The sequence below is a fragment of the Thalassococcus profundi genome (assembly GCF_003344785.1).
GTDB classification, from domain to species: domain Bacteria; phylum Pseudomonadota; class Alphaproteobacteria; order Rhodobacterales; family Rhodobacteraceae; genus Puniceibacterium; species Puniceibacterium profundi.
This window is the reverse complement of sequence record NZ_QPMK01000014.1, coordinates 48760-62525: the sequence shown is the minus strand read 5'-3', so window position 1 is coordinate 62525 and position 13766 is coordinate 48760. Positions and strand designations below refer to the sequence as shown.

Sequence of the window (13766 nt, the reverse complement as noted above, 5' to 3'; positions counted from 1 at the left end):
GGCTGTGGCCTCAACCGCCGGAGGATTTGCGCAGAAGATCGGCGGCGTCGGGCCGGCGCAAGAGCGATTCCTGCACCTCGATCTCGCGGTGTCCGCTGGCGCGGTGGCCGGGGATCAGCGTCTCGAGCCGGGCGTTCACCTCTTCCGGCAGCGCGGCGCGGGTGCGGGTGTCGACCAGCATCGATTCCGCCGCGATGCCCTCGGCGTAGATGATCTGGTGGTGATCGAAGAGCATCTGGAAATAATCGACGAAGCCGCCCGATTGCCGCACCACGGTGTCGCCGTTGATCAGATGCCGCGCCTTGACCAGCAGCTCGGGCCGGCCCGCGCCCAGCCGGTCGGTGCGCTGGTAGATGAAGAGCCGGTGGTCGGGGCTGACCACGAGGTCGTTGACGTTGTGCAGCGTGCCGGCGCGGATGCGGATCGGGGCGAAGGCGCCGACCGCGCGGGTGGTGGTATGGCCGATCCAGCGGATCGGCTGCGGGCCGTCGTCGCGGGTCAGCACGCGGTCGCCGACCGTCAGATCCTCGACCCGGCGCTGTTCGCCCGAGGCCAGGGTGATGGCGGTCCCGCGGGTGAAGGACACGCAGGCCACCTGAGCGAATTTCTGCAGCGCCGTGTCGGGGCTGATGCCCACCAGCGCGTAATCCGTCTGCGCGTCCAGCGGCGCCAGCGGCAGAAGGAAGGTGCCGCTGATGCCGCCCTCGGCATCGGTTTCCACGATCACCAGCGCTTCGGTGGTCTGGCCGGCGCCGGTCATCAACGTGATGCAGCAGTCGAGATAGAGATTGGCACCGGGTGTGCCCGCCTCGGTGTCGCTTGCCACCCTGAAGGGCGGTTCGGCGCGGGCAATCAGGCTCAGCCGTATCTGCGATGCGACCGGGGACAGACGATAGATGTCGTCGAGCATCATCTCCTCGGCAATGCTCACCGGGTCGCCCAGGTTGGCGCCGCTGATCACGCGCAGATGTTCGGCGCGGTAGACGCCGATGCTCTGGGCCGGGCGATGGGATTGGAATGCGGACATGACACCACTTTTCGAGTGGCCCGAGGATGGGCCATATTCACGGTCTTGCCTAGTCTATGCGGCGCGATTGTGTCATCAACTGGCCGTCAGCCGGGTGTTTTTCCGGCACGCCGGAACAAGGGGATGGCAATGGATCTGGGCATCAAGGGCAAGCGCGCACTGGTCTGCGCATCGAGCAAGGGGCTGGGCCGCGGCTGCGCCGAGGCATTGGCCGAAGCGGGGGTGTCGCTGGTGCTGAACGCCCGCGGGGCCGAGGCCCTGAAGGCCACGGCAGAGGCGATTCGGTCGCGATACGGCGTCGAGGCGACGGCGGTGGCCGCCGACATCACCTCCGAGTCGGGCCGGGCCGAGGTACTGGCCGCGGCGGGTGACGTGGACATCCTCGTGACCAACGCGGGCGGACCGCCGCCGGGGTTGTGGTCGGACTGGGACCGCGACGATTTCATCGCCGCACTGGATGCCAACATGCTCACGCCCATCGCGCTGATGACCGCGCTGATGCCCGGCATGGCCGAGCGTGGCTGGGGCCGGGTGGTCAACATCACCTCGCAATCGGTGAAGGCGCCGATCGCACAGCTGGGCCTGTCCAATGCCGCGCGCACCGGTCTCACCGGCTATGTCGCGGGCACCGCGCGGCAGGTGGCGCCGATGGGGGTGATCGTCAACAACCTGCTGCCCGGCATCCACGCCACCGACCGCGCCGATGCCCTGGACGGGGGCGTGTCCAAGTCCGAGGGCATCTCTCTCGAAGAGGCGCGGGCGCGGCGGGCGGCAACGATCCCGGCGCGGCGCTACGGCACGGCAGAGGAATTCGGCGCCATGTGTGCCTATCTCTGTTCGCAGCATGCGGGGTTCATCGTCGGTCAGAACATCCTGCTGGACGGCGGCGGCATCAACGCCACGCTCTGAGGCGGGCGGTGCGGGGGGCTCTGCCCCCGTCCGCCGCAGGCGGACTCCCCCGAGGGGTATTGAAAACCGGAGAAGGGCAAGGCGTGGCGCGAGGACCGGACGGAGCGGGCGGGGGCGCGGGGGTTTCCCTGGCGGATCAGCTTTTCAATGCGGAGACTCTGGGCGACCTGGCGGGCGAGTACGGCCGTCTGCCGGGGTTCGACGCGGCGCGCTTTCATGCCGAGGCGGTAGCGGGTCTCGAGGGCCGCGGGTTGCTCGAGCGGCTGGACTGGATCGCCAGCTGTGTCGAGGCGCAGTTGCCGCGGGACTTTCCCGCCATGGCCGAGGCGCTGGAGGCGGCGATGCCCGCGCCGCTGGACCCGGTGCGGAGCGACGGGGATTTCGGGCGGTTCATTCATGCGGTGCCGGGCATCCTGGCGGTGCGGCACGGGCTGGAGGCGCATCGCGAGCGCGCGCTCGATCTGCTGCATGCGGCGACGCGTCGGTTTTCCATGGAGTTCTACATCCGTCCCTTTCTCAACCGCTGGCCCGAGGAGACGCTGGCGCGGCTCGATCTCTGGGCGGAGGACGAGAATTATCACGTGCGGCGGCTGGTGAGCGAGGGTACGCGGCCACGGCTGCCCTGGGCGGCGAACATCACGCTGGATCCGATGGTGGCGTTGCGGTTCCTCGACCGGCTGCATTCGGATCCGACGCGCTATGTGACGCGGTCGGTGGCGAACCACTTGAACGATCTGTCCAAGGTGGCGCCGGACACCGTGGTGGCGCGGCTGCGTGCCTGGGCCGCTTCGGGTCGTCAGCAGCCGGGCGAGATGGGCTGGATCACCCGGCACGCCTTGCGCACGGCGGTGAAGCGCGGCGAGGCGGGAGCGCTCGCGCTTCTGGGGTATCGGCCCGAGGCGGAGGTCAGTGTGGCGCTGAATCTGGCGGCGGCTCGGGTCGCGATCGGCGACGCGTTGGTGTTCGACGTGATGCTCGAGGCGGCGGAGGACTGCCGCGCGCTTGTCGATTACCGCCTGCGGTTTGCACGGCCCGGTGGCAAGACGGCGGAGAAGGTGTTCAAGCTCAAGGCCGTGGCGTTGCGGGCCGGGGAGCGCGCGGCGTTGCGCAAGCGGCATGTTCTTCGGGGCAATGCCACGACCTTCACCCTGCATCCCGGGCCGCATGCGGTCGTGGTGCAGGTCAACGGGGTGGATCGCGCGGAGGCGGCGTTCGATCTTCTGCCGGGATGAAGGTGCGGTGGGTTGAAAACCCACCCTACGCCCGGCCGAGGCCGCCGCGCTATTCCGCCGGGGTCCAGCGCGATTCGAGCTTGTCGAGTGCTGCGATGCGCTCTTCGGTCTTTGGATGGCTCATCAACCAGGCCGGCACCGCGCCGCCGCGCCCCTGGGTCAGCGCCTCGAGCTTGCGGAAGAGCGACTTCTGCGCCTCGACCCCGATGCCGGACTTGTGCAGGAGGGCAGCGGCATAGGCATCCGCCTCGTATTCGTCGCCGCGTGACAACCGGGCGGCGAGCAGGGACATGAGCGCATTGGCGATGAACGGCCCGATGCCGGGCAGAAACCGCGACAGCACCATGGCAAGCGCCGTGCGCAGGGCGTTCTGCCCGGAAAAGTCGATCATGCGGCGGCGCGAATGGCCCAGGGCGACGTGGCCCAGTTCGTGGGCGATGACGCTGGCCAGCTCCTCGCCAGTGACCTCGCCCTGCTGGTACTTTCGGTAGAAGCCGCGGGTGATGAAGATCCGGCCGTCGGGGGCCGCGAGGCCGTTCACCGGGTCGATCTCGTAGATGTTGACGCGGATGCGGTCGAGGTCGAGCGCCTTGGCCATGCGGTCGGTGAGTTTCTTCAGGCCGGGATCGGCGAGTTCGGTCGAGCGGGCATCGAGTTCCCTGGCCGTGCGGCGGGCCGAGAAATGATACATCGCAACCGCGTAGAGGATCGCCAGCAGGATCGGGGTGAACTTCAGCATGGTCCAGATATGGGGGTGGCGTGACGCGCTGGCAAGCGAAACGCCCGCGTCACGGGAACGCGGGCGTTGGCAGTAGGTTCAAAGACCGGATCAGGAGACGAATTTGGCGTCCATGGTGATTTCGGCCGAGCCGCCGGTCAGCAGCTTGGAGATCGGGCAGCCTTCCTTTGCGGCATTCGCGGCCTCCATGAACGTGGCCTCGTCGATGCCGGGCACCTTGCCGGTGACGTCGAGGTGGATCTTCTTGATCGCGAAGCCGTCGCCGTCCTTGTCCATCGACACGGTGGCGGTGGTGGCGATTTCGTCCGGGGTGGCGTCGTGCTGGCCCAGGATCATCGACAGCGCCATGGAAAAGCAACTGGCATGGGCAGCGCCGATCATCTCTTCGGGGTTGGTCCCGGCGCCGTCCTCGAAGCGGGTGTTGAAGCCGTAGGGCTGGTCCTTGAAGGCGCCCGATTCCATGCTGACGTGGCCGGTGCCGGACTTGAGGTCACCAGACCATTTGGCGGAGCCTTTTTTGTTGATCATGTCGTGTCTCCTGTGTTGTTGCGTCATGTCTCGGAAGGCCAACGTGCGGTGCGTGCGGATGTTCCGAAGGTTGGGGGCGCTGCCCCCGTCGCAGCGGGGCTGCGACTCCCCTGAGGGTTATTGGAAACCGGAGAAGAGCAGGGCATGGGGCGAGGCGCGCGGCGTGGCGCGCGGGGGCAATGTCGTGCCGGGGGCGGTCCCTGCCGTTGGGCCAAGAGCACCTGTGGGGGGGCGCCATCGGTCACGCGACAACGGTTGTGTGCCAGGGGCCAGCGGGGACCGAGGCGAGGTGTGCTGCCGGGGCGCGGGCCGGCGTGATCGGACGTTCGATGGTGACCGGGATGCAGACCGCGGCCTGCGCGCTCTTCGTCAGCCGGTCAGCGCACCAGGTCGCGCATGCCGCGGTCGATGCCGTCGAGGGTCATCGGCACCATGCGGTCCTCGAAGATCTCGCGGATCATGGCGATGCTCTGGGTATACTGCCAGTGCTTTTCCGGCACCGGATTGATCCACAGGTGGTCGGGCCATTGCTGACGCGCGCGCTGCAGCCAGACCTGGCCGGCTTCGGCGTTCCAGTGTTCGTTGGCGCCGCCCGGATAGGCGATCTCGTAGGGCGACATCGAGGCGTCGCCGACCAAGATGCATTTGTAATCCTTGCCGTAGGTGCGCAGCACCTCGTGGGTGGGGGTCTGCGCGCCCCAGCGGCGGCGGTTGTCGCGCCAGACGCCTTCGTAGAGGCAGTTGTGGAAGTAGTAGTATTCCAGGTGCTTGAACTCGGCGCGGGCGGCGCTGAAGAGCTCTTCGACCACCTTGATATGGTCGTCCATCGACCCGCCCACATCGAGAAAGAGCAGCACCTTCACGGCGTTTCGGCGTTCGGGCCGGGTCTTGACGTCTAGGTAGCCGTTACTTGCGGTGGAGCGGATCGTACCGTCGAGGTCGAGCTCTTCGGCGGCCCCGTCGCGGGCCCATTGGCGCAGCCGTTTCAGCGCCACCTTGATGTTGCGGGTGCCCAGCTCGACCGAGGAATCGAGGTTGCGGAATTCGCGCTTGTCCCAGACCTTGACCGCGCGCCGGTGGCGGCTTTCGTGCTGGCCGATGCGCACGCCCTCGGGGTTGTAGCCGTAAGCGCCGAAGGGCGAGGTGCCGCCGGTGCCGATCCACTTGCTGCCGCCCTCGTGGCGGCCCTGCTGGTCCTTGAGCCGCTCTTTCAGCGTTTCCATCAGCTTGTCGAAGCCGCCCATCGCCTCGATCTCGGCCTTCTGGTCCTCGGTCAGGTGCTTTTCGGACATCTTGCGCAGCCAGTCCTCGGGGAGGTCCACCGCCTCGAGCACATCGGCCGCGCTGATCTGCTCCAGCCCCTTGAAGCTGTGGGCGAAGGCGCGGTCGAAGCGGTCGATGTGGCGTTCGTCCTTCACCATCGCGGCGCGGGCGAGGTAGTAGAACGCCTCCACGTCGTAGGTGGCGAGGCCCCGCGACATGCCTTCGAGGAAGGTCAGGTATTCGCGCAGGGAGACCGGGACGGAAGCGGCGCGCAGGTTTTCGAAGAACGGGATGAACATGGGCCTGATGTAGCGCGGATCGGGCGTGAGGGGAACGGGGCGCAGGGCGCGTTTTTGGTGCTTTTCCGAAGGCCGCTTCCCGTTTTGACGCGTTTTTCATTTAAACTGAAACGAGACGCATCATTTGACGCGTAACGCTTTGGCGCGGGAGGTCTGGCCTTGGGTCGCGGGTCATTCGGGGCGGGAAGCGGCGCGGTGTCCGGCCTGTCCAACGGCGGCCGCGTCGCGTTCGGGCGGGCGGGCGCGGCAAGGGCCGAGCAGGGCGACAGAACAGGAGAGCGCCGCGCCACAGCGCTCAGAGCGTCGCCTTGTCGATCACGATGGTCAGGATCAGGCCCAGCAGGCCGAAGGCGATGCCGTAACCGGCGGCGTATTGCGCGATGTCGGCGCGGTTGCCGTTGCGTTTCCTGGCGGTGCGGCCCCCGAGGACCGCACCCAGCAGGGCCGAGACGATGACGATCATAGGCGGCCGAGACTCCGTTTCAGCGGGTTGAGCGACGAGACTTCGCGCAGCTTTGCGCGCACCGCCCAGTCGGGACCGAACCCGTACCGCGCCCAACCCAGACTGTCCAGACGCACTTCGCGGCCTTCGGAGACGCGGCCCGAGAGCTCCAGCGCCTCGGCGCGCAGCAGCATCAGCGTCGCCAGCAGCGCGGCGTTCTCGTAGCGCGCGGCGGTGTCGATGTGCCGCCCCAGCAGCAGCAGCGCTTCGTCGGGTTGGTTGCGGCTGATCGCGAAGGCGGCCAGCTGCGAGGCGGCATAGGCGCGGTGAAGCTCTGACTGCGGTCCGGTCGCGAAGTAGCTGTCGGCGCGGGCGAAGTGGTCTTGCGCGCGGGCGGGGTCGGTGCCCTGCAGCACCCGGCCGAGGGCGTAGTGCGAGAAGCCGCGGCGGTGGTCGGTCCAGCCCATGGCGCTGGCGACCTTGAGCGCCTCCTGGGCGGCGGCGCGGCGTTCGGACGCGCTGAAACCCGGCCCGAGCGCGGTCTGGATGGCTTCGATCCAGACTCGTGGCGTGCGTGCCAGGCGCTGGGCGGGCAGGCCCTGTCCGGCGGGATTGACCCGTGCGAGGACGCCGGGCAGGCGGTCGGCCACCTGCGCCCGGGTCATGCCCGACCGCAGCGCCGGGTCGTAATAGGCGCGCAGGATCATCATGTCATAGCCGGTCAGCACTGTGTGCACGTTGTCGTCGTTGAAGACCGAATCCGGCAGCCGGTAGAGGTCGTTGAGCGGCCCCAGCGCCTGCGCCAGTTCCTCGTGCAGGCAGTCGCGCACCTCCTGCGGGCTGGAATCGCTGGGCAGGAAGATGGCGATGGTGTCGCGGCTGCGCATCCGGGTCCAGTTGACCTTTTGCGTGCGGCGGGCGCTGCGGTATTCCGCCAGCGACCGCACGTTGGGCACGACGAAACAGGCGGCCTGCGGCAGGTCGCGGCGGATCTCGCTGCGCGCGACCGCCTCGATGGTGATCTGGGCGTCCGAGGAGGGGCTGAAGTCGATGTCGATGCCGGCCTCGGTGCGCAACCGATGCAGCAGACGCCGCAGGTCCGATCCGAGGGTCTGCGGCGGCGCGCCGGTGACGCGCAGGCGGATCGGCCCTTCGAACCGGGTGAAGACCGGCAGTTCGCGGCCCGACTCGAGCGTGAAGGCGAGGTCGAGGAAATCGCGCGCCACGTCGGCATTCGAGGCCGCCGGACGGTCGGGGCGCGGGACCGCGAAATGTTTCATCGGCGGCAGGGAGCTGTCGACCACCGCGGCACGGCTGGGCATGTCGCCCTGCGCCACCGGCATACAGGCGCCGAGCAGAAGGTAGAGCGGAAGCAGGAAACGACGCATCAGGACCTCTGATACTTGATGAAGGGGGTCAAAACACCGATGCGGTCGTAAAGCCGCCGCGCGGTGTCGTTGAAGTCCTGAGTGAGCCAGTAGACCGTCGGTGCCCCCGCCGCATCGGCGGCGGCATAGACGCCCTCGATCAGCGCCCGGCCGACGCCGGTGCCGCGGGCCTCGGGCACGGCGTAGAGGTCCTGCAGGTAGCAGACCTCTTCGACTTTCCAGGCGTGGCGGTGAAAGAGGTAGTGGGTCAGCCCCAGCAGTTCTCCATCGCGTTCCGCCACCAGCGCGTTGAAATCGCGCGTGTTGCGGCCCAGAAGCCGGGCGAATGTCGTCTCGTAGACCCGGTCGTTGACGGTGGTGCCGTAGAAGGCGAGATACGCCGTCCACAGGGCGCGCCATGCCGCCTGGTCGGTGCCGCGCAGGGCGCGGACCTTGAGAGATTCCGGTTGGGACACGGGGTAAAGCCTGCCTGCTCTTGTTCTCGGACAATTCAGGTGTCCGATGATTTTTTGTCCACTGTGAGGATACTATAGGGCGAAACCAAGGTTTCTGACTATCGCGCAGCCGGTTCCCCGACAAGTTTTCGGCCTGACAGGGGCTAAAAGCCTGAAGGCGTGGAATAACAATAGGTTGCGCGATGCAGTTGAGCAACAACTGCGCTTTGGGCCGGGCGCGGGCAACGCTGCGGAGCGGCACGCGGGCCGGCGCCGGCCGTGCGCAGCGCATGATCGCCCTGGCGGGCGATACGAGAGACCAGTCTCTCGTGCTCTCTGAGGGTTATTGAGAACCGAAGAAGGGGGCGCGGGGCCGGGCGCGATTCCACCGGACCTGCGTCGCTGACACGACACTGTTTGTGCGTCGGTCGCGCCAGTGGCGCGCCAGGCCAAACCTGCGGTGCAGGCTCGAGGATATCCGCTATGAGCGCCCCTGACGACGCGCCATGAAGGCCAGCCGTTCGAACAGGTGCACGTCCTGTTCGTTCTTCAGCAGCGCGCCGTGCAGTTTCGGCAGGGCATTGGCGCCGTCGCGCTTGAGGTCTTCGGCCGTCAGATCCTCGGCCAGCAGCAGCTTGAGCCAGTCCAGAACCTCGGAGGTCGAGGGCTTTTTCTTCAGTCCCGGCTGCTCGCGCAGCTCGTAGAACTGCGTGAGTGCGGTTGTCAGCAGCGCATCCTTGATGCCGGGATGGTGCACGGCGACGATGCGGCGCAGGGTCTCGGGGTCGGGAAAGCGGATGTAGTGGAAGAAACAGCGGCGCAGAAACGCGTCGGGCAATTCCTTTTCGTTGTTCGACGTGATGATGACGATGGGCCGGTGGCGGGCCCTGATCGTCTCTCCGGTCTCGTAGACGTGGAATTCCATCCGGTCGAGTTCCTGCAACAGGTCGTTGGGAAACTCGATATCGGCCTTGTCGACCTCGTCGATCAGCAGCACGACGCGCTCTTCGGAGTCGAAGGCCTGCCAGAGCTTGCCGCGGCGGATGTAGTTGCCGACGTCATTGACCCGCTCGTCGCCGAGCTGGCTGTCGCGCAGCCGGCTGACGGCATCGTATTCGTAAAGACCCTGCTGGGCGCGGGTGGTGGACTTGATGTTCCATTCGATCATCCGCAGGCCCAGAGACTGCGCCACCTGGCGCGCCAACTCGGTTTTTCCGGTGCCGGGCTCGCCCTTGACGAGCAGCGGACGTTCGAGTGTCACCGCCGCATTGACCGCCATGGTCAGGTCATCGGTCGCCACGTAATCCTTGGTGCCTTCGAATTTCATGCGCCTGGTCCTCGTCTTTTTCGTGGTTGGGCCTGTGCCCGGCAACTCCCCAAAAACGCCATAAAAAGACGCTATTGTGTAGTGACAAGATACAGACCTTCGGATAGATGCTGCGCGCAGGGGTGCCAGATATCTGAAGGAAATACCATGGGGATATCGGCGTGAAAGAGGGAACCAAGATGAAGGCAGAGTCTTTTCTTCCCGACGATTATCGTCCGGCTGAAGATGAACCGTTCATGAACGAGCGTCAGACGGAATATTTCCGCCGCAAGCTGCTCACCTGGAAGCAGGATCTGATGGCCGACACGCGCGATACGCTCGAGGGTCTTCAGGACAGCACGCGCAACATTCCCGACGTGAATGACCGTGCGTCCGAGGAAACCGACCGCGCGCTTGAACTGCGGACACGGGACCGTCAGCGCAAGCTGGTGAGCAAGATCGACGCCGCTTTGCGCCGCATCGACGAGGGCGAATACGGCTATTGCGAAGTGACCGGCGAGCCGATCAGCCTCAAGCGGCTGGACGCGCGGCCGATCGCCACCATGAGCCTCGAGGCGCAGGAGCGTCACGAGCGCCGCGAGAAGGTGCATCGCGACGATTGAGCCGCGACCACCGACCGGTGCGCCGGTCGGTTCGTCGCAAGGGCGCAGCGCCACGGCGCCGCCCTTTCAGCGCCGGGGTTCTGCCCCGGCGTTTTCACGTTCGCCATCACGAGTGACCGCCCGGAGGGCAGCCGATGACATCCAGCACGCAGACCCCGGTCCTGATCGTCGGCGGCGGCATCGGCGGGCTGACGGCGGCGCTCTGCCTGCGCGCGCGCGGCCACGAGGTGACGGTGCTGGAACGCGCCGAGGCGTTGCGCGAGGTCGGCGCCGGTTTGCAGATCAGTCCAAACGGGTTGCGCGTGCTCGACGCGTTGGGGCTGGGCGACCGGTTGCGCGCCGTCGGTCTGCGCGGGCAGGCGGTGGTGCTGCGCGATTTCCGCGCCGGAGCGCAGGTGCTGCGGCTCGACCTGTCGGGGCAGCCGGACGCATCGGCCTATCATTTCCTGCACCGCGCCGACCTTATCGACCTGCTGGCCGATGCGGCGCAGGCACGCGGTGTATCGCTGCGGCTGGGGCAGGCGGTCGCGGAGGTGATCCCCGGCACCCCGGCGCGGATGACCCTGCGCGGCGGCGAGGCGCTCGATGCGCGCCTGATCCTTGGCGCGGACGGCGTGAAGTCGACGGTGCGCCCGGTGCTGAACGGCGCCCGCGATCCTGACTTCACCGGGCAGGTGGCCTGGCGGGCGGTGGTGCCGAACGCGGTCGATCATCCGCCCGAGGCTTGGGTGCACATGGGGCCGGGGCGGCACCTGGTGAGTTATCCGTTGCGAGGCGGCCGCTCGGTCAACCTCGTCGCGGTCGAGGAGCGCAGCGCGTGGGCTGCAGAAGGCTGGAACCATGTGGACGATCCAGCCAATCTGCGCGCGGCTTTCGGTCGGTTCGGCGGCGCGGCGCGGGCGCTGATCGAAGCGGTGGAGGCGCCGGGGCTCTGGGGGCTCTTCCGGCATCCGGTGGCAGCGCGCTGGCACGGGCCGGGCGTGGCGATTCTGGGCGATGCGGCGCATCCGACGTTGCCGTTCCTGGCGCAGGGGGCGAACCTCGCGCTCGAGGACGCTTGGGCGCTGGCGGCGGCCTATGACCCCGGCGCGGCGGACCAGGGGCTGGGGCGCTACCAGTCCTGGCGTCGCGACCGGGCCGCGCGGGTCATCGCGGCGGCCAACGGAAATGCCTGGAAATACCACCTGCGCAATCCGGTGATACGGCGAGCGGCCCACCTGGGTCTGCGCGTCGCTGGCGGGCTGGCACCGGGACGGATGCTGGCGCAGTTCGACTGGCTCTATGGCTACGACGTCACCCGGCTGGGGTGATCCGCCCGAAGTAACTCGAATGTGCGCGTGCCGCGCGCCGGTATCCGGAGCGGGCTTCAGCGCGAGCCAGCATGATCGGGCGGCGGACCCGGTGGCGGCGCGGGTGCCGGCACCAAGGGAGGGTTCGACAGCCCCTTGCGGCCGCGTTACCTAGAGCACAGGAGGATCTGCCATGCAGCTTTTCGACGATATCCCCGAAACCGCCCTGCGCTGGCATCGCGAGGGCAAGGGCGCCGTGCTGGCCACCGTGGTGCAGACCTGGGGCTCGGCGCCGCGGCGCGTCGGCTCGCAGTTGGCGATCTCGGGCGCGGCCGAGATCCAGGGCTCGGTCTCGGGCGGATGTGTCGAGGGGGCGGTGATCGTCGAGGCGCTGGAGGCACTCGAAGAGGGCAAGGCGCGCGAGCTGGAATTCGGCGTCTCGGACGAGGATGCCTTTGCCGTGGGACTGGCCTGCGGCGGCACCATCCGGGTGCTGGTCGAACCGGTGGGCGATGTCCTGCCCGAGGACTTGCTGGCCGAACTGGTCGCGGCGCGGGCGGCGCGGCAGCCGGTGGCCTACGTGGTCGATCTGGATCGGGAGGCGCGGACCCTGCACCGCGACGGGTTCGAGACGCGGTTCCGCATGGACCGGTCGGGCTTCGAGGAGGACAGCCGCACCTTCGTCGCGATCCACAACCCGCCGCTGCGGATGATCGTCGTGGGCGCGGTGCACATCGCGCAAGCCCTCGTGCCGATGGCGCGGATCGCAGGCTACGATCCGGTGGTCATCGACCCGCGCGAAACCTTCGGGTCCGCCGCGCGGTTTCCGGGTGAACGGGTGGTGAACGACTGGCCGGACGAGGCGGTGGCCGCCGAGGGGCTCGACACCCGCACGGCGCTGGTGCTGCTGACCCATGATCCGAAGCTCGACGATCCGGCGCTGGAGCTGGCCCTGCGGTCGGACTGTTTCTACATCGGCGCGCTGGGCTCGACGCGCACGCACGCGAAGCGGGCGGAGCGGCTGGGACAGGCGGGGTTCAGCGCCGACGACATCGCGCGGGTCCACGGGCCGGTGGGGCTCGATATCGGCGCGGCGGGGCCGTCCGAGATCGCCGTGTCGATCCTGGCCGAAGTGACCCGCGTGCTGAGGCACGGGGCATGAACTTCGGCGCGGTTCCGCTCGATGCCGCAGAGGGCGCGGTGCTGGCGCATTCCGTGGCGCTGATTAAGGGGCGCCTGAAGAAGGGCCGGGTGCTGAGCGCCGAGGACGTGGCAAAGCTGCACGACAGCGGCTTGTCGGAGGTTGTCGTGGCCCGGCTGGGGCCGGGCGACATCGGCGAAGACGAGGCGGCTTCGCGGTTGGCGGCGGCCATGGTGCCGGACCCCGCGGCGGCGCACCTGCGGATCGGCAAGGCGGCGACGGGCCGCGTGAATCTTTTTGCCGAAGCACTGGGTGTGGCCGGGATCGACGCGGAAAAGATCCACGCGATCAACGCCATCCACCCGATGATCACCGTGGCCACCGTGCCGCCCTGGCAGCGCATGGGACTGCGCGGCATGGTGGCGACGGTCAAGATCATCTCTTACGCCGTGCCCGAAGAGGCGCTGGCGCGGGCCTGCGCCATGGGCCGGGACGCGCTGCGGCTGGCGCCGGTGCAGATCCGCCGCGCGGCGCTGATCCAGACCGTCATCGGCGCCGAGGATGGCGAGAAGGGCCAGCGCGCCATCGCCGAGCGCATGGACCGGCTGGGCGTCGACCTCGCGCCGAAATGCCTGGTGCGGCACGAGGTTGCGGACCTGGCCGCGGCCATCGGCCAGGCGCGGGCAGAGGCGGTGTTCATCCTCACCGGATCGGCGACCTCGGACATCGACGACGTGGCGCCCGAGGCGTTGCGCGCCGCGGGCGGTGTCGTGCATCACTTCGGCATGCCGGTCGATCCGGGCAACCTGTTGTTCTACGGCGATCTGCGGGGCGTTCCGGTCGTGGGCCTGCCGGGTTGCGCGCGCTCTCCGGCGCTGAACGGCGCGGACTGGGTGATGGAGCGGCTGCTTTGTGGCGTGCCGGTGACGCCCATGGACATCGCGCGGATGGGGGTCGGGGGGCTTCTGAAGGAGATCCCGTCGCGGGGCCGCCCGCGCGAGGGGTAGGATCGGCCTGCGGCCGATACGAGAGACGCTGTCTCTCGTGCTCTCTGAGGTTATTGGAATCGGAGAATGGGAGGGCGGTGCGCCCGGGTTGGCGGTGTTGGTGCCTCGGAGGATGCGGATCGGCACATCGGCGGAGGCC

General features: G+C 68.1%; 14 protein-coding genes. 6 read left to right on the top strand and 8 right to left on the bottom strand.

What is annotated here, in order from left to right:
- Positions 1-10: 10 nt before the first annotated feature.
- On the bottom strand, positions 11-1027 hold the full coding sequence (locus DU478_RS16150; RefSeq protein ID WP_114512008.1) for a Hint domain-containing protein: 1017 nt from the start codon (positions 1025-1027) through the stop codon (positions 11-13).
- 129 nt (positions 1028-1156) lie between these two features.
- Here DU478_RS16150 and DU478_RS16145 point away from each other — a divergent pair, with 129 nt between their 5' ends.
- A complete protein-coding gene (locus DU478_RS16145) occupies positions 1157-1936 on the top strand; it encodes an SDR family oxidoreductase (RefSeq protein ID WP_114512007.1) in 780 nt (259 codons plus the stop codon).
- A gap of 83 nt (positions 1937-2019) precedes the next feature.
- Positions 2020-3168, top strand: a complete 1149-nt coding sequence (locus tag DU478_RS16140) for a hypothetical protein (RefSeq protein ID WP_114512006.1) — start codon at positions 2020-2022, stop codon at positions 3166-3168.
- Positions 3169-3217: 49 nt separating this feature from the next.
- On the opposite strand, the gene DU478_RS16135 is transcribed toward DU478_RS16140, so the two are convergent.
- From DU478_RS16135 to DU478_RS16105, 7 genes are all read right to left on the bottom strand, one after another.
- Complete coding sequence (locus tag DU478_RS16135) at positions 3218-3907, bottom strand: M48 family metalloprotease (protein WP_114512005.1); 690 nt, start codon at positions 3905-3907, stop codon at positions 3218-3220.
- A 90-nt stretch (positions 3908-3997) separates the two neighbouring features.
- The gene (locus DU478_RS16130; protein WP_114512004.1) at positions 3998-4435 is read right to left on the bottom strand and encodes an OsmC family protein; all 438 of its coding nucleotides are present in this window, start codon (positions 4433-4435) and stop codon (positions 3998-4000) included.
- 377 nt (positions 4436-4812) lie between these two features.
- On the bottom strand, positions 4813-5997 hold the full coding sequence (locus DU478_RS16125) for a vWA domain-containing protein (RefSeq protein WP_114512003.1): 1185 nt from the start codon (positions 5995-5997) through the stop codon (positions 4813-4815).
- A gap of 295 nt (positions 5998-6292) precedes the next feature.
- A complete protein-coding gene (locus DU478_RS16120; RefSeq protein WP_114512002.1) occupies positions 6293-6460 on the bottom strand; it encodes an apolipoprotein acyltransferase in 168 nt (55 codons plus the stop codon).
- The gene (locus tag DU478_RS16115; protein WP_114512001.1) at positions 6457-7827 is read right to left on the bottom strand and encodes a DUF2927 domain-containing protein; all 1371 of its coding nucleotides are present in this window, start codon (positions 7825-7827) and stop codon (positions 6457-6459) included. Before DU478_RS16115 ends, DU478_RS16120 begins: the two co-directional genes overlap by 4 nt.
- Positions 7827-8282, bottom strand: coding sequence for a GNAT family N-acetyltransferase (locus DU478_RS16110; protein WP_114512000.1), 456 nt, complete (start codon positions 8280-8282; stop codon positions 7827-7829). The genes DU478_RS16115 and DU478_RS16110 overlap by 1 nt, the downstream gene beginning before the upstream one ends.
- A gap of 460 nt (positions 8283-8742) precedes the next feature.
- On the bottom strand, positions 8743-9588 hold the full coding sequence (locus tag DU478_RS16105; RefSeq protein WP_114511999.1) for an AAA family ATPase: 846 nt from the start codon (positions 9586-9588) through the stop codon (positions 8743-8745).
- A gap of 179 nt (positions 9589-9767) precedes the next feature.
- Between DU478_RS16105 and dksA the strand changes: the two genes are divergently transcribed.
- The 4 genes from dksA (at position 9768) to DU478_RS16085 (ending at position 13627) form a co-directional block, all read left to right on the top strand.
- Positions 9768-10190 carry an RNA polymerase-binding protein DksA gene (gene dksA, locus DU478_RS16100; RefSeq protein WP_114511998.1) on the top strand — a complete coding sequence of 141 codons (423 nt, stop codon included), beginning with the start codon at positions 9768-9770 and terminating at the stop codon, positions 10188-10190.
- Positions 10191-10324: 134 nt separating this feature from the next.
- Positions 10325-11500: an FAD-dependent oxidoreductase gene (locus DU478_RS16095; protein ID WP_114511997.1), complete on the top strand. Its 1176-nt coding sequence runs from the start codon at positions 10325-10327 to the stop codon at positions 11498-11500.
- Between the two features lie 172 nt (positions 11501-11672).
- Entirely contained in the window at positions 11673-12641 is a 969-nt protein-coding gene (locus tag DU478_RS16090; RefSeq protein WP_114511996.1) for an XdhC family protein, read from the top strand.
- On the top strand, positions 12638-13627 hold the full coding sequence (locus tag DU478_RS16085) for a molybdopterin-binding protein (RefSeq protein ID WP_114511995.1): 990 nt from the start codon (positions 12638-12640) through the stop codon (positions 13625-13627). The genes DU478_RS16090 and DU478_RS16085 overlap by 4 nt, the downstream gene beginning before the upstream one ends.
- Positions 13628-13766 lie beyond the last annotated feature (139 nt).

Excerpts from the sequence above, each read along its gene's own strand:
- DU478_RS16105 (WP_114511999.1), bottom strand. The coding sequence starts at position 9,588 with ATGAAATTCGAAGGCACCAAGGATTACGTGGCGACCGATGACCTGACC.
- DU478_RS16145 (WP_114512007.1), top strand. The coding sequence starts at position 1,157 with ATGGATCTGGGCATCAAGGGCAAGCGCGCACTGGTCTGCGCATCGAGC.
- DU478_RS16090 (WP_114511996.1), top strand. The coding sequence starts at position 11,673 with ATGCAGCTTTTCGACGATATCCCCGAAACCGCCCTGCGCTGGCATCGC.
- DU478_RS16120 (WP_114512002.1), bottom strand. The coding sequence starts at position 6,460 with ATGATCGTCATCGTCTCGGCCCTGCTGGGTGCGGTCCTCGGGGGCCGC.
- dksA (WP_114511998.1), top strand. The coding sequence starts at position 9,768 with ATGAAGGCAGAGTCTTTTCTTCCCGACGATTATCGTCCGGCTGAAGAT.
- DU478_RS16095 (WP_114511997.1), top strand. The coding sequence starts at position 10,325 with ATGACATCCAGCACGCAGACCCCGGTCCTGATCGTCGGCGGCGGCATC.
- DU478_RS16085 (WP_114511995.1), top strand. The coding sequence starts at position 12,638 with ATGAACTTCGGCGCGGTTCCGCTCGATGCCGCAGAGGGCGCGGTGCTG.
- DU478_RS16150 (WP_114512008.1), bottom strand. The coding sequence starts at position 1,027 with ATGTCCGCATTCCAATCCCATCGCCCGGCCCAGAGCATCGGCGTCTAC.
- DU478_RS16130 (WP_114512004.1), bottom strand. The coding sequence starts at position 4,435 with ATGATCAACAAAAAAGGCTCCGCCAAATGGTCTGGTGACCTCAAGTCC.
- DU478_RS16125 (WP_114512003.1), bottom strand. The coding sequence starts at position 5,997 with ATGTTCATCCCGTTCTTCGAAAACCTGCGCGCCGCTTCCGTCCCGGTC.
- DU478_RS16115 (WP_114512001.1), bottom strand. The coding sequence starts at position 7,827 with ATGCGTCGTTTCCTGCTTCCGCTCTACCTTCTGCTCGGCGCCTGTATG.
- DU478_RS16135 (WP_114512005.1), bottom strand. The coding sequence starts at position 3,907 with ATGCTGAAGTTCACCCCGATCCTGCTGGCGATCCTCTACGCGGTTGCG.